Origin of the sequence: Gordonia sp. GONU (genome assembly GCF_024733855.1) — a bacterium.
Classification (GTDB): domain Bacteria; phylum Actinomycetota; class Actinomycetes; order Mycobacteriales; family Mycobacteriaceae; genus Gordonia; species Gordonia amicalis.
Genome location: NZ_JANRHB010000042.1, coordinates 21889 through 39268, shown reverse-complemented (window position 1 = coordinate 39268; position 17380 = coordinate 21889). Strand labels below are relative to the sequence as shown.

The 17380-nt window shown below is 68.1% G+C and carries 17 protein-coding genes; 9 read left to right on the top strand and 8 right to left on the bottom strand.

Going from position 1 to position 17380, the window contains the following annotated elements; translation table 11 throughout:
- Positions 1–76: 76 nt before the first annotated feature.
- Entirely contained in the window at positions 77–1288 is a 1212-nt protein-coding gene (locus NWF34_RS23215; RefSeq protein WP_075862431.1) for a hypothetical protein, read from the bottom strand.
- A gap of 18 nt (positions 1289–1306) precedes the next feature.
- Positions 1307–2560 (bottom strand): hypothetical protein, encoded by a 1254-nt coding sequence (locus NWF34_RS23210; protein WP_058253235.1) that lies wholly within the window; start codon positions 2558–2560, stop codon positions 1307–1309.
- A 317-nt stretch (positions 2561–2877) separates the two neighbouring features.
- Between NWF34_RS23210 and NWF34_RS23205 the strand changes: the two genes are divergently transcribed.
- From NWF34_RS23205 to NWF34_RS23185, 5 genes are all read left to right on the top strand, one after another.
- Positions 2878–3273 carry a DUF4189 domain-containing protein gene (locus tag NWF34_RS23205; RefSeq protein WP_058253236.1) on the top strand — a complete coding sequence of 132 codons (396 nt, stop codon included), beginning with the start codon at positions 2878–2880 and terminating at the stop codon, positions 3271–3273.
- A gap of 85 nt (positions 3274–3358) precedes the next feature.
- Positions 3359–5185 (top strand): dynamin family protein, encoded by a 1827-nt coding sequence (locus NWF34_RS23200; protein ID WP_058253237.1) that lies wholly within the window; start codon positions 3359–3361, stop codon positions 5183–5185.
- Positions 5182–6606 carry a GTPase gene (locus tag NWF34_RS23195; RefSeq protein ID WP_058253238.1) on the top strand — a complete coding sequence of 475 codons (1425 nt, stop codon included), beginning with the start codon at positions 5182–5184 and terminating at the stop codon, positions 6604–6606. The genes NWF34_RS23200 and NWF34_RS23195 overlap by 4 nt, the downstream gene beginning before the upstream one ends.
- A 30-nt stretch (positions 6607–6636) precedes the next feature.
- Positions 6637–8469: an Hsp70 family protein gene (locus NWF34_RS23190; protein WP_058253239.1), complete on the top strand. Its 1833-nt coding sequence runs from the start codon at positions 6637–6639 to the stop codon at positions 8467–8469.
- A gap of 50 nt (positions 8470–8519) precedes the next feature.
- Positions 8520–8822, top strand: a complete 303-nt coding sequence (locus tag NWF34_RS23185; protein ID WP_058253240.1) for a hypothetical protein — start codon at positions 8520–8522, stop codon at positions 8820–8822.
- A gap of 14 nt (positions 8823–8836) precedes the next feature.
- Here the strand turns inward: NWF34_RS23185 and NWF34_RS23180 are convergent, their stop codons facing one another.
- Positions 8837–9730 (bottom strand): hypothetical protein, encoded by an 894-nt coding sequence (locus NWF34_RS23180; protein WP_139114229.1) that lies wholly within the window; start codon positions 9728–9730, stop codon positions 8837–8839.
- 148 nt (positions 9731–9878) lie between these two features.
- Between NWF34_RS23180 and NWF34_RS23175 the strand changes: the two genes are divergently transcribed.
- Positions 9879–10292 carry a hypothetical protein gene (locus NWF34_RS23175; RefSeq protein ID WP_139114230.1) on the top strand — a complete coding sequence of 138 codons (414 nt, stop codon included), beginning with the start codon at positions 9879–9881 and terminating at the stop codon, positions 10290–10292.
- A 67-nt stretch (positions 10293–10359) separates the two neighbouring features.
- Here NWF34_RS23175 and NWF34_RS23170 read toward each other — a convergent pair whose 3' ends face one another.
- Positions 10360–10551 (bottom strand): hypothetical protein, encoded by a 192-nt coding sequence (locus NWF34_RS23170; protein WP_139114231.1) that lies wholly within the window; start codon positions 10549–10551, stop codon positions 10360–10362.
- 184 nt (positions 10552–10735) lie between these two features.
- Complete coding sequence (locus NWF34_RS23165) at positions 10736–11392, bottom strand: MspA family porin (protein ID WP_058253243.1); 657 nt, start codon at positions 11390–11392, stop codon at positions 10736–10738.
- Between the two features lie 391 nt (positions 11393–11783).
- Between NWF34_RS23165 and NWF34_RS23160 the strand changes: the two genes are divergently transcribed.
- Complete coding sequence (locus NWF34_RS23160) at positions 11784–12737, top strand: DUF6924 domain-containing protein (protein ID WP_139114232.1); 954 nt, start codon at positions 11784–11786, stop codon at positions 12735–12737.
- Positions 12738–12817: 80 nt separating this feature from the next.
- On the opposite strand, the gene NWF34_RS23155 is transcribed toward NWF34_RS23160, so the two are convergent.
- The gene (locus tag NWF34_RS23155) at positions 12818–13477 is read right to left on the bottom strand and encodes a hypothetical protein (protein ID WP_058253245.1); all 660 of its coding nucleotides are present in this window, start codon (positions 13475–13477) and stop codon (positions 12818–12820) included.
- 183 nt (positions 13478–13660) lie between these two features.
- On the opposite strand from NWF34_RS23155, the gene NWF34_RS23150 reads away from it, so the two are divergent.
- The gene (locus NWF34_RS23150) at positions 13661–14104 is read left to right on the top strand and encodes a hypothetical protein (protein ID WP_058253246.1); all 444 of its coding nucleotides are present in this window, start codon (positions 13661–13663) and stop codon (positions 14102–14104) included.
- A 20-nt stretch (positions 14105–14124) separates the two neighbouring features.
- Positions 14125–14685 carry an RNA polymerase sigma factor gene (locus NWF34_RS23145; protein WP_058253247.1) on the top strand — a complete coding sequence of 187 codons (561 nt, stop codon included), beginning with the start codon at positions 14125–14127 and terminating at the stop codon, positions 14683–14685.
- An 18-nt stretch (positions 14686–14703) separates the two neighbouring features.
- Here the strand turns inward: NWF34_RS23145 and NWF34_RS23140 are convergent, their stop codons facing one another.
- Both NWF34_RS23140 and NWF34_RS25490 read right to left on the bottom strand, forming a co-directional pair.
- Positions 14704–16677 carry a MucR family transcriptional regulator gene (locus tag NWF34_RS23140; protein ID WP_258326185.1) on the bottom strand — a complete coding sequence of 658 codons (1974 nt, stop codon included), beginning with the start codon at positions 16675–16677 and terminating at the stop codon, positions 14704–14706.
- Positions 16678–16714: 37 nt separating this feature from the next.
- On the bottom strand, positions 16715–17095 hold the full coding sequence (locus NWF34_RS25490) for a hypothetical protein (protein ID WP_058253249.1): 381 nt from the start codon (positions 17093–17095) through the stop codon (positions 16715–16717).
- Between the last annotated feature and the right edge of the window lie 285 nt (positions 17096–17380).

The window sequence follows — 17380 nt, the reverse complement described above, 5'->3', positions numbered from 1 at the left end:
GTGCCCGGACCCGCGGTGGCGGGTCCGGGCACCTCTGTCTGCGGGGAGATGACGACGACGTGTGCGATGTCGTCGGTCAGTGTGCTCGTTGGTCGGCGGTCGTCAGGATCAGGTATTGGGCCGAGGCTTGTTGGTGAGCATCGGTTTTGGTGTTGCCGATGACCTGGGCGCCGTATCGCCCGACAGTCAGTGCGCAGCTGTGTGCTTGGCTTGTTGGGTGCTTTTGGCAGGTGGCGGTGGGCAAGCCTGGTGGGTTGTCGGCGCCGGTCCAGCCTCGGGTGCGGTTGGACCCGAGGAAGCTGTCGAGATAGGTGCGCGCGCCCTCGGCGGTGTCCGCGCGGAAGACCGCCGAGTTCTCCACTGCGTTGGCATCCGAGCCGATCTTGGTCAGCACCTCGAAGTCGGTGACGGGGTCGGTGCTGGTGTGGGCGATGCCGCGTGGCCCGTACACCGCTCCGCGGTCAGGGGAGTCGGGGTTCGCCCGCAGGTAGGCCGCGGTGAACGGCAGCGCGTAGATGAGGATGGCGTCGGGGTCGATCAGCGGAGTTTCACCGTCGGGGGTGGGCGTGAACTCGTCGATGTAAATCTTCTGCTGAGTGATCGCGTTGGCCATACGCACCAACGACTCTCCGCTGCGGAACTGCGTCGTGGGGCCGTAGTACCGATCGAAGAACACATACGAGTCGTGAGCGGTGACAGCCAGGATCGCTGTGGACGCACCGAAATCTTGGATGACAGTTCGGGTGCCCGGCGCCCCGTCGAGCGGCACGATGGGCTTGTTGTCGATTTCGGCGACCGCGGCACTCATTTGCTCAGCGGCGGCGGAGGCGTCGGCAGGGTTGCGATATTTCAGGACCGCATGCCGCAGCAGGTGACGAGCAGCCCCGACGTTGGCATCCCCGTTGTCGGCGGTGGTGACAAATCCGGTGATGAACTCCGCGTTGGCCGGAACGTCGGCCGCGCCCGGGACGACCGCGCGCCCGATCCCGGCAGCGTCGTCGAACTCGCCGACAGGCCATTGCCCATGTGTGAGATCGGGATTGACCTCGAACGGCGCCAGCACGAACTGCGCCATCCGGGTCGCCTCGACCCGCTCGGGGTCGGTGACCGCGCGCCCGAACGGGGCTCGCGCCCGGGTGGGGTAGTCACCGGTGTCGAGGGCATCAACCTGCACGGCAGGGTCGGTGAATGTGGCTGAGCTGGGCTGCCCGTCGACCGTGCAGCCGGCCAGCACTGCGGTCACCGCCGCGGCCGCGGCGATGGAGCGACCGAGGTAGCTGCGCGTCATCGTCGCCTCTCGTCCCGTCTACTTGGCGTTCTGGTCGGCCTTGGTGAGGATCAGATATTGAGCCGCGGCTTTCTGGTAGACGTCAGTCTTGTTGGGCGACTGCACTTCTCCGACGTAGCGGCCGACCTGCACCTTGCAGTGATAGATCGTGTACTTGCCGTCAGCGCTGGATTGGGCAGAGCAGTTGGCGGCCGGCAGCCCGGGCGGTGCGTCGATCTTCTGATCGTCGGCTTCGCTCGTAGCGGCCAGCGTGGCGGCCTGCTCCTTGGTGTCGGCACGGTAGACGATGGAACGCTCGATCGCGTTCGCGGTCGAGCCGGCCGCACGCAGGTCGTTGAAGATGCCGGCCGGGTCGGTGGAGAAGTGCGACAAGCCACGCGGCCCGTACACCGCGCGCATGCTCTGCTGTGGTCGGCCGGTGATGCCGTTTTCCATCTCGGTGTCGGTGTAGGGCAGGGCGTAGATGAGGATGCTGTTCTCGTCTATCTTTGGCGGCTGGAATCCTCCGCCGTTGCCGCGGGCGGCGTTCTCCGCAGCCGTGGGGGTGCGCGGGAATTGGTCGATCAGCGCCGACTGCAACGTGATTGCTTTGCGGGCCATCGGCTCGAGCTGGTCGGAGTGGGCGGCCAGGGAGGAGGCGAACTCGTAGATCACGTACACCCCGTGCGGGGTGTAGGTCGTGAAGTAGCTCTTGTCGTTGCGGGTGGTCTCGAGGGCGTAGGCACCCTCGACCCCCGGCAGGCTGGTGACCGGGCTGTTCTGCTGGCGGGCGCTGACCTGGGCGAGTTGCTGCGCGGCGGCGCGGGCATCAGCGGCGGTTTCGTAGCGCAGCACCATGTTGTGCAGGCCGCGCGGGTTGTCACGTTCGGTCGGCGCGGTGGTGAACAGGGACGAGAACCCGCCGAGCAGTGCGTCGTTTGCCGGGATCACCGCCGCGTCGGCGTTGATGTGTGGCACCAGGTTGCGGCGGCTGGTGATCGGTGCGTTGGATTTGTCCGGGGCGGTCAGGTCCGGGTCGACCTCGAAGGGCACCACGATGAACTGTGCCATCCGCTGGCTTTCGACCTGCACCAGTTGTGAGTCGTCGGCAACACCGAACGGTGGGCGCGGTTCGGTGGGGTAGGCGCCCGGATCGAGGGCGGCCAGATCGACCGTCGGCTCGGCGCTGCCGGTTGTTGAGGATTCGGGTGCGGGTTCGCCGCCGGTTGAGCATGCGGCCAGCATGCCCGCGGTGACCGCGGCTGCGGCCGCGAGTGGGTACCAACGCTTCATCAGGGTCTCGTTTCTCTCCTGCAGCCCCTGCGGCGGAGGACCAACGACCTCACCCGGGCCACCGCTGCACACTGGTGTTGTTCCAGTGTGTTGCTGCGCGAACCCCGAACGGTTCCCCCGAAACCCGGATCTGCACGATCCTCTTGTTCGGCTGCAGAATAGTGCGCCCGCTGTCGTGCCTGCACAGTCGGGTCTGACATCGGGCGGTCGGTGCCCCATTCGAACGGTCGAAACCACCCGTCTCGACCCCTCAGCTCGTGCGACACGCGCTTTAGGGTCGAGGCGTTCTCGATTCCCGGATGAGGAGCCCCCTCTTGATGCCTATCTCGACTCGTGGTGTGCGCGCGGCGGTGACCGCTCTGGCCGTGGTGGCTGCTGGTGCTGGGCTGCTGGTGGCGCCGGCACCAGCCCAGGCCGCCGAGAACGTCTACGGTGCGATCGCGATCTCCCAGCGCACCGGCAACACCGCCTATGCGATCAACTACGCCACCGCGTCGGCGGCCAAGCGGGCCGCCGAAGCGAAATGCCGGGCGTCGGATTGCCGGTGGGTGGTGCAGATGGCCCGCAACTGCGGTGCGGTCACCCAGCAGCCCCGCACCTTGCGGTGGGGGTGGGCCTACGCCCCGACCCGACGGTCCGCGGAGGTAGCCGCGGCGAATGAGTCCGGGCCGGGGTCCCGCACGATCATCTGGGCCTGCACCGCCGGCGCCTGACACCCACCGTTTTGCGTTGCCCTGCCGCGTCGACCAGCATGCTTTCCATGACCGGTCGGGGGAACGGCGGCACCGCTACGAGACGATGGTCGGCGTGAACGCGCCCGCAGCACCCCAGACGGGGGTTGACGCGGCCGCGGCGGCGGTCGTGGCTGAGGCGGGAAAAGTGCTGCGCGCCTACAAACACGACGCCGTCGCCGACCTCGCCGAGACGAAACTGCACCGCGCGCCGCAGCGCACCGTGGTGGTGGCCGGCGAGGTGCAGCGCGGCAAAAGTTCCCTGGTCAACGCCCTGGTCGGCTACCGCGACCTATGCCCGGTCGGCGTTGATGTCACCTCCTCGGTCGCGGTGTCGGTCACCACCACCGGTGATCTGCCCGTCGCCCATGCCGCCGAGTTGTTCTTTCCCTCCGGTCCGCGCCCGGCCGAGATCGGCGAGCTGACCGACTGGGTGACCACCGGCGGGCGCATGGTGTGTGATCGCAGCGTTGAGGAGCTGCCCACTGCGGCGGCGATCGCACTGCGCGAGGCGGCGGTGGCCGAGATGACGCTTATCGACACCCCCGGTGTCGGCGGCCTGGACCCCGGCTTGGCGAAACTGGCCGCGCACTCCACCCAGCAGGCGTGCGTGCTGGTGCTGGTCTGCGATGCCTCCGCCCCGATCACAGCCCCGGAGATGACCTTCGTCCGCGAGGCCACCGCCGGCGTCGATGCCGTCGTCGTGGCCGTGACCAAAACCGACAAACACCTGGGACGCTGGCGGGCGATCGTCGCCGAGAACCAGCGGCTGATCACCGAGCACCTGGGCCGGGTGGTGCCGGTGATCGGGGTGTCGAGTCTGCTCGCCGTCCTGGCCGCCGAGACCCCCGACCCGCAGGCGCGTCACCGCCTCGAGGCCGACTCCGGGATCGCCACCCTGCGCGCGGCGATCACCGACCGACTCGACGCCGCCGCGGCCGCCCCGCACCTCGATGCGGTCCGCACCTGTCTGGACGGGCTGCGCACCGTGCGCACGACCATCGCCGACGAGCTCGCCGCGCTAAGCGCCGGCGCTCAGGCGTTGCCGGACCTGACCGCCGAACGCGACCGGCTCACCGACCTGCACGCCCAATCCCGCCAATGGGAGCAATATCTCGCCCGGGACCTGACCCTGCTGCGGCAATCAGCGGTCGATGACCTCGAACGCCGCCTCGATGGGGTGCGCGAGAAGTGGACCACCTACATCAACAGCAACGGCATGGCCGTGTTGCGGCGCAGCGAACAGAAGTTCACCGCCGACATGCAGGTCGATCTGCAGATGGCGATGGCCGAAACCCTCGCCGGGTTCCTGCACGAGCTGCACGACACGATCATCACCCCACGCTTCGCCGACGACCCCACGGTGTGGGAACAGATCAGCGACCGCATCGTCGCCTCGATGCAGGACAAGAAGATCGAAACCCACCAGGTCACCAGCAAACGCCAAGGGCTGCTCGACCCCACCCTGTTGACCATGGGTGTGGTCGGGTCCTCCACCCTCGGCGGGCTTGTCGGGCTTTCAGCGCTGATGGGCGTCGGCGCCGTCATCGGCGCGGTGTGGGTCGGAGTGAACTTGAGCTTCCGGGCGATCCGCGCCGGCAAAACCAACCTGCTGGCCTGGCTGCGAGAAACCCTGGCCGCCACCAAGACCGCCACCGGCCGACTCCTCGATAGCGCCGTCGCCCAAGCCCGCCCCGACATCGTCATCCGCTACCGAGATCACCTGCGCGCCACCATCGAACAGCTGCAAACCACCATCACCCACGTCCAGGAGGCCGCAGCCGCCGACGCCGCCACCCGCGAGAAATCCACCCAACGCCTCACCTCGAACCTGGCCATCGTCGACAAACGCATCACCGCCGCCCAAGCACTCCTCGACGGAGACCCGACATGAGCAGCGGGACACCAGTTTCGGTGCACACCACGCTCGACCGTGGGCTGCATCAGCTGGCCGCGCTCGGCGGGGACTGCGTCGACCACGCTAATGCGATCGGCACCATCTTGTGGTCACCGCCGCGCGTCGTGGTCGTCGGCCGGCTCAAAGCGGGCAAATCCACGCTGGTCAATGCGCTGATCGGCGCCCCGGTCGCCGAGACCGCCGCCCTGGAGGCCACCAACGTCGTCACCGTCTACCGCGACGGGTCCCCGTCGCGGGCAGAGGTCCTCGCCCTCGACGGCACCCGCCACCGCGCCGCGCTGCGCCCCGGCGCCGGGATCGAGTTACCGATCCCGTCGGCCGAGGTCGCCTACGTCGACCGGTGGTTGCCCTCGGCGGCGCTGCGCGAACTCACCCTCATCGACACCCCCGGCCTGTCGACGCTGACCGCCGCCAACGACGCCGCCACCCGCCGGGTGATGATCGACGGCTTCGAACAGACCCGCACCGCCTCCATCGATGCCGACGCCGCGGTGTTCCTCTTCGACGCCGCACCCCGCGTCGATGAGATCGAGTTCCTGCACCGGCTGCCGTTCACCCCGTTGACCATGCTCGGGGTGCTCTCGCGCGCCGACTCCTTCGGCGAAGGCGCCTTCGGCCGCCGCGACCCGCTCACCCACGCCGCCGCCCACGCCGCCGCCATGGCCGGCCCACTGGCCGGGATCGTCCACACGATCGTCCCGGTGTCCGGGCTGATGGCGCAAACCAGCCACACCGGCATGCTGACCGAACGCCACGCCGCGCTGCTCGCCCAGCTCCGCGACGTCCCGCCGCTAGAGGTGCTGCGGATCTTCGACTCCGAGGACCCTGCCAGCGGGGGAGTGCCGCCGGCTGACCGGCGTGAATTGCTCGCCCTGCTCGGCGAATACGGTGCTCTCAACGGTCGCCGGGTCGCCGCCGACGGCGCCGCAGCGCTCAGCACTTGGCTGGCCGAACGATCCGGGATCGCCGCCCTGCGCCACGCCCTGACCGCGGCCACCGGACGGTTCGCCGTGCTGCACCGCGCCCACCGCATCCTGGCCCGCCTCGATCAACTGGCCTTCACCCATCCCGCCCGCGACCACATCCGCACCCTGACCGCCGGTCTACGTGCCGACCCGGCCATGGCCGCGGTGACCGTGCTCGAGGACTACCAGCGCATGCTCGACGTCGACCCCGACGCCGCGGTCACCGACGAACTGCGCACCATCCTCACCGCCACCACCCCCGCCGGCCGCGTCGGCCTCGACGGCCACCCACCACCGGCCGCCGTCACCGCCGAAGCCCACCGCCGCCTGGCCGCCGCCCAGCAACGCAGCCTGGCCACCCGGTCGGCGGCCGAGGACGCCGCCCTGGTCACCCTCATCCGCACCTACACCGCTCTGGCCGCCGGCCACTGACACCCCTCCCGCACAGGACGATCCGACACCATGACATCTGCCACCCAGACATCTGCCCCCCACGCCTGGTCGCTGGCGATCGACTTCGGCACCTCAAACTCGGCGGCCGCGCATTCGGGCGCCACCAGCCGCAGCATCGAAGCGCTCGCGCTGACCCACGCCAGCAACCTGATGCCCTCGGCGGTGTTCGTCGACACCGCAGGCACTGTCCTCGTCGGGGGTGCCGCCCTCAACTCCGCCGCGCAGAACCCGGCCGGGTTCATCGCCTCACCCAAACGCCTCATCGGTGCGCAACCGGCCGTCGCAGCCAACGGGCACACCCTGCCGATCTACGCCCTCGTCGCCGCCGTGATGCGCACCATCATCGGCCGCGGGGTCGCCGCACACGCCGGCACCATGCCCGACCGGGTCGTGCTCACCCACCCCGAAGCGTGGGCGCCCCAACAGATCCAGGTCCTCACCGACGCCGCGAGGGCTGCCGGCATCCCGGCCGAGCGGATCACCACGATCTCCGAACCACGCGCCGCGGCCGGGCACTACTCCCGCTCCCACGCCCTGCAACACGGCACCAGGATCGCGGTGTTCGACTTCGGCGGCGGCACCCTCGACATCGCCGTCCTCGAGGTCACCCCCACCAACACCTTCCAGGTCATTGCCGCCCGCGGCGACAACGGTTTGGGCGGCAAGAACTTCGACGCCCTGCTGCAACGCTGGGTCGAGGACCGCCTCGCCGACCGCGACCCCGACCACGCCGCCTGGCTGCGCCGCACCGCCCCCATCGACGCCATCCAGTCCCTGCAGGACTCCATCCAGCAGGCCAAAGAGCTGCTGTCTGAAACGCCGTCGGCCACCATCTCCGTGCCCGGCCCCAGTGAACGCACCACCCTGCAGATCACCCGCGACGAGTTCGACGAACTCATCACCCCCGCCGTCGACGCCGCCGTCCAGCTGACCCGAACCACCCTCGCCGACGCCGGACTGACCCACCCCGACCAGCTCACCGCCCTCTACCTCACCGGCGGGTCCTCCCGCATCCCCCTCATCCAGCAACGCCTCGGCGAACTCGGTCCCGTCGCCACCCTCGACGACCCCAAAACTGTTGTCGCCCAGGGCGCATTGCTCACCGTGTTGGCGGACTCGGCGCCCACACAGCCCCGCGGCATCCCCGAAGCCGCCGACCTCATGCCGACCTGGCACACCCAACCCCGCACCCTGCGCTCACCAGCCCAGCCCACCTCCTCGCGGCGACGCTGGCTGCGCATCGGCGCCGCCGCGGTCGCCGTCATCGCCGCCGCCGCGATCGTGACCACCATCGTCACCACCGCCAGCGGCAGCGACGACGACCCCACCGATGCACCCCAGGCCACCCAAACCTTGGGCACCGACACCACCGCCGCCGGGCCCACCGGGGAAGACGGCGGGCCGATCCTCACCGACCCTGACCAAATCCGCCAGCAACTGCCCGGCGCCCTGCAATCCCAGATCACCGACTGCACCAACGGCAGCTTCACCGACAACGGCGCGCTCAAGCTGGACTGCACCCTCAACGAGAACGGGACCTTCAGTGGCCTCAAGATTGCGGGCGGCCTCTCACCCTCGTTGCGGATCCACATCAACGTCGACGACAACGAAGCCGCCCGCGAGGTTCGTAACCTGCGTAACGGGGTCTACAGCGCCGGTAAGGGCACTGTCGTCGAAGACACCAACCGCCAGGCGGCCGCCGAGATCGCGCCGAGCCTGAGCGACAACGAATACGACATCAGTTACGCCAACACCGGTACCGGAGTGATCCTTTCGGTCGCCGAGCTGTCCTCGGTAGAGAATGCCCGTACCTTCCTCACCCGCTCCGGCCTCATCAACTGAGTGCGCAGAGGTGTCGACGTGATCGGGCAAGCCCACCGTGAAGGACTGGAATGACGAAGTCGATCGAGCGCGCGATCGTCCGTGCGGTCGCCAGTCGGATCGCCCAGCTCGATGACGGGCCGCGCTACGCCTCCTATGCGATCGCCGGACTGGTTCTCGCGGCCTGCGCGCTCCTGCTCCCGGACTACCTCATCGTGGTCGTATTCCCGCTGGGGCTCGTTGCTTTCGGCTTCCTCGTTGCGGCTATCGCTGGTGCTTATCCGGCAGAGAAGATCGCGTTCTGGTCGGGGCTGACCTTCGGCCTGGCGGCCGATTGCATCTGGCTAGGCCTGGTATTCGACGGGGTTCTGTGAGTCTGAAACGGCAGTTACCCACAGGCCCAGTCAAATACGTTCGATTCGAGGTCGTACTGGAGGGTGCCGGTGCCGATGTTCATCCCGGGAAGTTCGAACAGGTCGAGATAGTACGGGGTGAGTCCGTCGGGAATCCACTGGGAGGGAAAGACTGTGCCGCCGAGGTGATTGAACCACTGAAGTCTGTCGGCCCAGTCGTGGGAGTCGCCGTCGCCCCAGGTGCTGAGGTACGGAGTCTCTGTGGTGGCGTCACGTTCGACGGGGGCGATCCCGGCGTTGGGGTCGTTGCGGCGCGGCGTGAGGCGCACGAGCATCGGCGGGTCGTCGTGGTTCCACGCATGGCGGGGCAGTCCGTCGTGGGCATGTTCTCCGGGACGTCGGCGGTCTGCCGGTGGTGAGCCGATCTGAGTGAGTTCATCGGCGGTGAGCCAAATGGCTGCGAAGTAGAGATCAAGGATGTCCGTGAGGAGAATCTGCTGGGGGTGGGGGCGGTGATGGTGCAGGTCGATGATGAACGGATCGGCCGGATCGGGGGTGTCGGGTAGCGGCATGAATGCCTCGCCGGCTCCCTGGAAAAGCGCAATTCCTGGGAGGTCAGGGCCGTGTCGGCGGAAGTGGTCGGGGAGCCACAGGGTGATGATGTGCATCATCGGCATCCCCGTCGTCGGATCGCGCGGCCACTGCTGAGGTGCGATCCCCGGACCGACCGGTCCGATCCGGCCGGCGGGAACCGAATGCTGGGCCGCCCAGCTGGCCGGATCAACCCGCGAGTCTTCGGACGTGTGACCCGGGTAGGCCCACAACCCGCCGTCGCCGTCTTCGAACACCATGTCGTAGACGGTGAACCCACCGTCGGGGTCGCGCTCGAAGACGGGCTCGGTGAGAGTCGTGAACACGTGATCAGCCATCTTGCGCGTGGCCTCCTGGGATCGTCCGTGTATCGGCAGGGGGGTGACGAAGCGACCGATACGCATTGCCGGGTTGTGAGTGTAGGTGTGGGCGCGTGCAGACGATTGGCCGTCTGCACACACCCGGAGCGGGCGATACGCTGCTGGCGTGGATGCGAACGATCGAGGTTCGATGCCGTTGAGCTACCGAAATGTCCAGCCGGACGGTATGGCCGTCGAACCTCGTCCGCAAGTGATAGCCGCTCGTGCCGCCGACATTGTGGCGACCGAGCGAGGCTCGGTCGACGCCGTCGCCGAGGCTACGGCCGAGTTGCCCAGCTACGTCGCCGAAGTGACCAAATGGGACCTGGTGGCCGCCGTGGAGAAGACCGCCGACAGCATTGCGCGGAGCCGCCACCCGCTGCTCGGCGATGTTCTCGGGCCGGGTCCGGTGCCGTGGGCATGCTGGCAGGGCGAGCTCGTCGAGCCGTGGCCGATCCTTGCCGACGCTGCAGCCCATCTCGGTTCGGCGCTGCCGTCACGGCACCGGTATGTCGGGCACTGGTCGGCGACGACCGACTGAACGAGAACTGCGGGTGGACGCCGAACGTCCACCCGCAGTCATCGGTTCAGGCCACCAGGACTGGCGGTCAGGGCCAGGTGAAGTTGCCTGTGCCGCCGATGATGACGTCCTGGCCGTCGATACCGAAGTCGTAGGTCGTCAGTCCGTCGTCGCCGTGCTGCAGTTCGATCGGGGCTGCCGAGGCCAGCCCGCCGCCCATCAGCGACAGTGCACCGGCCGCCGCGACGGCCGCCACGGTGGACCCAATCGTCTTACGCACTCGCGCCTTACCTACTCGCATCTGAGTGTTCCTTTCGTCATGCCAGCTCTTTGGCTGGGCTTCGGTGTTCTGCACGTCTGCGGTCGCAGATCGTGCGAGGCGCACGGGTTGTGCGTCCATAGAATGGGTTGCTCCTGGGGTGGTGGAATGTTCCCGCCGAACAGCAGATTTGGGGCCGATTGGTTTACAGGTAGACGACGCGGCCGTAGACGGCGTTGCCGTCGTTGGCTTTCGGGGTGCTGGTCTTGAGGATGGCGTAGGAGCGGACCGCGACCGGGCCCGCGCACCCGTCGATGCTGATGTGGCCTTCGCGGGTGGTGGTCGACGCGCGTCCGGCGCCGACGGCCTTCTTGTCGAAGGTGACGGTGGTGATCTTGCCCGGTGACATCGTCACCGACAGACTCGGCTGCAGCAGGGCCTGCGGACTGATCGACAGGTTTCCACTGGGTCCGGCCGCGCTGATACCACCACCACCGCTGCCACCGATGCCCAGGCTCGCCCCGACACTGCCGGTCACCGATTCCAGCTGCACCGCGCATCCGATCATGTACCCGGCCTCGAGTTCACCGGTGATCGCTGCTCCGGCCTGCCCGGCCGGCGGCGTCAGCGTGGACACCGCCCGCATCGACATGAACGCTTCCCGCGACGTCGGCACCGAGGACAGCGGCGCGACCTTCTGCACCTTCTCGTGGGTGGAGGCGATCGAGGCCTTCCAGCCGTCGTCGGTGACCCAGCTGCGCTGATGCCCCGGCTGGGCCTCGGCGGTGCCGGCGGCGAACCCGCTCGCGACGGCGCCCATCGACACGGCGGCAACGGCAATGGTCATGGCGGTCTTGTTCATCGGAGTGTCCTCTGGTCCTGGCGCAGCGAATCGCCGCGCCCTGTGCTGGCAGTCCCGCCTCGTTCATCGGGGCGAGAAATGTGCTCTGCGTGAGCAACTGAGGATTGGTTGCCTCGGAGAACCGAGAATGTTCCCGGCAGCACGATGCAGGATCAACGCCGTTAGGCAGGCGGGTGTGTTGTCGGCGTGATCGCCGCCCGTTCGGCCCTAGGGTGGCGGCGGGGCAGCCGCTAGAAGAGCGTGCTGTGGGGGTCGACAGTAACGAGGAGTGGTTGTGGAGCTGGAGCACGTGCAGTACGAACACCGTACGGCTGATTTCATCGCTCTCACTGGCGCATTCGCATCATTCGAGCCAGAGCATTATCAGAGCTGGTACACCGGCCAGCATCGGTTGAGTATCGGCATCCAGGACACCAAGAACTACACGCTCAGCTACGAACCTGGTAAGCCGGGGTTCGACCCGCCGCGGCTTCCCGAGTTGACGTTCCTGATCCCTGATGCGCCGGCCCCGGTGGTCGTCGACCTCATCACTCACGACGCCGAGCCGACCCTGTTGGATGCTGCCGACGGCTGGGTCCATGTCGAGCAAGGTGGCGCCGAATTCGGCTACCTGCCTGTGACGATGCAGCCTCTGGTGTGGTCGTCGCCGAGCGAACACGAGCGCATCAAGCCTCTGGTGCACACGATTTTTGGTCCATGGAACATGGTTCGCGTGTCCTGCCGGGACCGGCGACCCTCCGATCCCGTCGTGCAGGTGCGTGTCGACATCTGGCCGATCCCCGGGCCGGCCGGCCTCGAGGTCATCCGCTACACGCCGACCGGCCGCAACACTCCGGCCGCGTCACACGCCCCGGCCCAGCCCGCCGAGGTGCGAGAGCGCATCGACGCCGCCGTGGCGGCCGACTCTGCGACCTCGGTGTCTGGGCCGCTCGACGCCGACCATCTGACAGGCCTGTCCCTGCTGATCCGCGGTGATTTCAGCGATCCCGAAGGGTGGACGACGGTGGCGAATGCGGCGCTGGCCCCCGATCCTGTCGACGGGTTCTCTGCCGATCTCACCCTGGTCGACGACCCCACCTACGACAACATCACCGTCGACGAGCTGGCGCACGCGATCGGGGAACCGCCGCCGTTCTACGTGTTCCTGTGCGATACCCAGACTCTGTCCCACCCCGACCACCCGATCCTGGCCATCAATCTCGACGGCGAGGACACCTCGAAACGGAGCGTGCGGGTCGTGCCCGCTGCGATGTGGTCGATCGAAAACAACCTCGCCCTGGCCAACATGGACTTCGCCGACTTCGTCGGCGCCGCCGACACCGACGGCATCTTCCGCGGATTCTGACGCCGAGGCCGTCAAGCCCACACACAGCGATGCCCGACCCCTGGGGGTCGGGCATCGCTGTGGTTGACCTCGGGCGGGGGTCAGACGAGGGCGTCGCTGTCGTGACCACCGGGGGTGGTGTCTTCGGGGGCGTCCGGGGTGTCGCTGTAGGTGCCGGTGTCGTCGCTGTAGAGGTCGAGCTCGCCGTCACCGTCGGTGTCCTGGCCGTAGACGTCAGCCTGGCCGTCGAAGTCAGTGTCAAGCGCGACGGCGTCGAACTGCCCGTCGCCGTCGGTGTCGACAGCAACGGCGTCGATGGCCCCATCGGCGTTGGTGTCGACGAGCAGGGTGTCGGGTGCGCCGTCGGCATCGGTGTCGAGGGTCTGGGTGACCAGTTGCCCGTCTTCGTAGGAATCGACCTGGGTGAGGTCGCCGTCGGCATTGAGGTGGGCGACCTCGTCGACGACGCCGTCGCTGTCGAGGTCGCTGGCGATGACGGCGCCGCCGTCGGCGGTCGGTGCCGCGGCGGTGTCGACATGGCCGTCACCATCGGTGTCGGCCTCGACCAGGACGACCTCGCCGGCTTCGTCGTAGTGGACGTCGATGGCGTTGCCGGCGTCGTCGGTGGTGTGTACCACCTGGCCGGCCGGGCCGTCGGCGGCTTCCGGGGCGGGGGCGGGCGCATCGGCGGGGGTGGCGTCGGGGTTGTAGGGCTCGTCGGGGCTGATGATGGGGGCGTCGCTTCTGGGGGTACCGGACATGGTGCGTCCTCTTTCGAACTCGGTCTGTGAGCGTGTCGGGAATCTGTTGCCACCAGGAATGAGGAATGTTCCCGCCCACGATCGCCGCGACCCCGAATCCGCGTCTATCTGGCGAGGAGGATTACATCACAGCTGTCGGGACCTGGTCGGGAACACCGAGGGTGGGCCGTAACATCTCACCTGGTGACCGGGCCGACGGCGACCTTCGTCGGCGACCACCTCACCAGAAACGGAGGTCAACACATGCAGGAGGACGAACCGTCGCCGGTTCTGGCGTCACTCGGCATCGACCCCGCCACCCTCACCACCGACCTCCCGCCGGGAGTGTGGGACAACGCGCTGCAGGCAGCCTTCGACCCGGCCGCCGTCGCCGACCCCGACACCGTCCCCGACATGGACGACACCCCGCCGGCCGACCTCGACGAGGACATCGACCTGGGTGACGACACCCCCGACAGCCCGCCCAGCGAGGCACCGGCTGATCCGCCGATCGCCCACGCCGCCCAAGACGCCGCCGAGGAAGGACAGCTCCCGCCCGCCGACGAGCCCAGTGGGAGTGTCGACCTCGCCGACGCCGGTGTCGAAGACCCGCATCCCAGTGCCCACGACACGCACGACGACATCTGAGAACCGGGTTGGGGGAGTTGATGGACGAAGCACGTCTGCTGCTGCAAGCACGTAACGGCGACCAGCACGCCTTCGCCGAGCTCGTCGGCGCTCACCGCACGCACGTGTGGGCGGTGTGCCTCAACATCTGTTCCAACCCCCACGACGCCGAGGACGCCCTGCAGAACACCCTCGTCGCGGCGTGGCAGAACCTACACAAGTTCCGCGGTGAGTCGAAGTTCAGCACCTGGCTGCACCGGGTGGCCGCGAACAACGCCCTGATGGTCGTGCGGCGCCGCAAAGCCAACACCACCATCACCGACTTCACCGACCCCGACCAGCCGATCCAACTCGTCGACGACACCCACCAGTCAGCATTTGATGATCAGATCGCGCTGCGCGACGCGGTACGCGACGCACTCGCACAGCTACCTGAGGACTTCCGAGAAGCCGTGGTCCTGCGTGAATTCGGCGATCTCACCTACGCCGACATCGCCGCCCACCAGGGCGTCGGTGTTCAGACAGTCAAATCCCGACTCAACCGAGCCCGCACCCAACTCGCCGACCTGCTACGCGACACCACCGCCGCGACAGGCCAATAGCGTCGAACGAGACATCGATCAGCGAGACTGGTCCTCGAGAAGGGCTGACGGTAGATCGGTCAGGCGTGGCGCATTCGGGTTGCGGCGGAACCGCTCCGAGTATCGGGAGTTGGTTGCGACCTGGTGCTGCTGCCGCTCGCGAACCTCGGTGGAGACCAACCCGATGCGCTGTTCGATGCCGTGGCGCTGTTTGTACTCGCGGGCGGTCAGGTCATGGGTTTCCAGATGGGTGCGGGTCAGCGCACGGAAACGCTCACCGCATTCATGGCACGCGATTGTCTCGCCGTCGTCGTCGATGTGGCCCCACCAGCCATGTCCTGACCGGCGAGGAGTCGCCGTGGTGGAAGAATCGACGCCTGAGGGGTCGGCTAGCACGCGCTCGCGTCGCCGCTGGATCGCGTGCGCGGAGCAGCGGTCTTGTTCCACCGCCCACCATTCACAGTCGGCCACAACACATTTACGCGCCTGACCGTTGCGTTCCAACAGGTAAACCAGGGCGGTGGACAGATCGTCTCCGGCCCGGCCGGCGATGGTGTCGACGGCGACCGACAGCGCAGTAGCCACGATGTGCTGTACCCGGTCGGCGGTGAAGCGCCGCTGCCACTGGCCGCCCCAGATGGTGGCCGCCAACAGGTCGTCGGAGACACCCGCGGTGCGGTAGACCCGGTCGAGGACGGCGCGCGCATCGCAGACCACCGTACGCAGGCGGGCGCCGCACGCCGCGATCGCCGCCACGATGGCGTCGCGATCGGGATGGTTAGCAGCAGCGATGGCGATGTCAGCGAAGTAACCGGCGAGGTCATCGACAAGCCGACCACGGCTGTCTTGGCCCAGGTCGCGGATCGCCGCGGCCGGGGTGAACACCGGCAGGCCGTCGACGATGTCGACGTCGTCCCACGACAACGCCGTCGAGCGGCCCAGATATCGGGCGGTCGTGGTCGTACGTCCCCCGTTCTTCGGTGCCTTGGTGATCGCGAGCTGCGGCAGTCCCTGACCGGGCTGGCCGAGGCCATGGATGGCCAAGGCGGTCGTGCCGGTGACCACACAGTCAGGACGGGGCGCCGACAGCCGCTGAGCAGGGGTCGAATCCCGTACGGCCGCTACCCAGGCCAGCTGCGCCGCAGCAAGGGCGCCCTCACCGGGACGGTCGGCTTCGCGCATCACGCCGTTGGCGACCGGAACCACCAGGCCCGCGTCGCGCAGCTTCACGTGATCGCTGCGGGTCACGCCCTGCTGCTGGAGCTGGACGCTGGTGATCAGTCCCCACTGGGCCGTCCGCAGCGCCGCGGTATCGGCCCATTTGCGAGCCAGCAGCGGGGGCAGGGGAGATGACGGTGACGGGGCGTCCAGGCGGATACCGGTGGCCGCGATCGCGGCGTCGATGGCGGCCTGATCGGGGCGGTCGGCCGCAGCCCCGGCGATAGTAGTGAAGTAGTCGGCCAGGTCGTCGCCGAATCGGGCGCCACCGTGCGCGGCGACATCGCGGATCGCCGCGGCCGGGGTGAAGACGGGCAGTCCGTCGAGAACCGCCACGTCATCCCACGACAGTTCCGCCCGGCGAGGAACGATCGCGTAGGTGGCGGTCTGCCGGTGCTGGAAGCGCCCGGTGACAGCCAGTAGCGGCAGCGTCTCGACGGGCGGAGCGGCGAGTCCATGCAGGGCCAGCGCGGTGTACGCGGTGACCACATAGTCTGGCCGCGCGGCCGAGAGCCGTTCCTCCGGAGCCGAACCCGGCGCTGCCGACACCCAGGCCAGCTGGGCTACGGCCAGCAGGTCGTCCGCCGGCGGGCGGGGTTCCCGCATCACACCTCTGGCCACCGACACCAGCAATCCTCTGCGCCGCAGCAGAAGCTGACTCGACCCGTTGACGCCGAGGCGCTGGAGTTGGGCGCTGGTAATCAGGCCCCACTGCTGGGCACGCAACGGTGCAGAATCGGCCCATCTCCGAGCCAACACCGACGACTGCGCAACCACCGGGAAAGGATAGGTCACGCCGAGCCGATGACAGATGTCAACGCCAGCCGTCGAATCAGCAGAACTCGAGGGCAACCAGCTGCCACCGATAGGCGACACGGCCCAGAGTGGATCGGCTGCCCGGCCGCGCGGCGGCACGTATCCGACATGGCTTGCGCTCGACGCGGGCGGCGAATGGCCGCACCTGGCCGTCCGTGGTGACGGAACCGAAGATCTCGGCGCCGCAGGGGTCACACAGCTGTACGTGGAGGCGATGCACCGATGGCCCGATCGAGGACCTCTGGGCCCTACTGGCTGTCGCGGCAACCGTCTTCGCGATATGAAAGGCGTCGTGACGGACCAGTACCGCGATCTGGTCCGCGATCGCCGGGGTCACCGTCTCGCCAAGACGAGACGTTCCTCGCTGGCGGCCGATCACCTCGCACACCAGCTGCATGACGGCAACCGAGAATCGGTGGGCCTCCCATACAGCCGACGACATCGCCAGTGACCGATTATCACTGTGTGCGAGCGGTTCTCGCACTCGGACGGTGCCGCTCGGAGCCGCCGCGCGCACAGAAGCGTGTGGAGACGCCGACCGCCCTCGGGTGTGCGGCGGCAGGGATCTCCCTGTCGAGGATGATCCTCGAATCAATGGCTGCATGCTGATGTGTTGCAGCAACCACCCCGCCTAGTTCCAGCCGGTGGGTTCCGTCTACTGACCCCGGCGGTATGTGACCGA

Excerpts from the sequence above, each read along its gene's own strand:
- NWF34_RS23215 (WP_075862431.1), bottom strand. The coding sequence starts at position 1,288 with ATGACGCGCAGCTACCTCGGTCGCTCCATCGCCGCGGCCGCGGCGGTG.
- NWF34_RS23210 (WP_058253235.1), bottom strand. The coding sequence starts at position 2,560 with ATGAAGCGTTGGTACCCACTCGCGGCCGCAGCCGCGGTCACCGCGGGC.
- NWF34_RS23205 (WP_058253236.1), top strand. The coding sequence starts at position 2,878 with ATGCCTATCTCGACTCGTGGTGTGCGCGCGGCGGTGACCGCTCTGGCC.
- NWF34_RS23200 (WP_058253237.1), top strand. The coding sequence starts at position 3,359 with ATGGTCGGCGTGAACGCGCCCGCAGCACCCCAGACGGGGGTTGACGCG.
- NWF34_RS23195 (WP_058253238.1), top strand. The coding sequence starts at position 5,182 with ATGAGCAGCGGGACACCAGTTTCGGTGCACACCACGCTCGACCGTGGG.
- NWF34_RS23190 (WP_058253239.1), top strand. The coding sequence starts at position 6,637 with ATGACATCTGCCACCCAGACATCTGCCCCCCACGCCTGGTCGCTGGCG.
- NWF34_RS23185 (WP_058253240.1), top strand. The coding sequence starts at position 8,520 with ATGACGAAGTCGATCGAGCGCGCGATCGTCCGTGCGGTCGCCAGTCGG.
- NWF34_RS23180 (WP_139114229.1), bottom strand. The coding sequence starts at position 9,730 with ATGGCTGATCACGTGTTCACGACTCTCACCGAGCCCGTCTTCGAGCGC.
- NWF34_RS23165 (WP_058253243.1), bottom strand. The coding sequence starts at position 11,392 with ATGAACAAGACCGCCATGACCATTGCCGTTGCCGCCGTGTCGATGGGC.
- NWF34_RS23155 (WP_058253245.1), bottom strand. The coding sequence starts at position 13,477 with ATGTCCGGTACCCCCAGAAGCGACGCCCCCATCATCAGCCCCGACGAG.
- NWF34_RS23145 (WP_058253247.1), top strand. The coding sequence starts at position 14,125 with ATGGACGAAGCACGTCTGCTGCTGCAAGCACGTAACGGCGACCAGCAC.
- NWF34_RS25490 (WP_058253249.1), bottom strand. The coding sequence starts at position 17,095 with ATGCAGCTGGTGTGCGAGGTGATCGGCCGCCAGCGAGGAACGTCTCGT.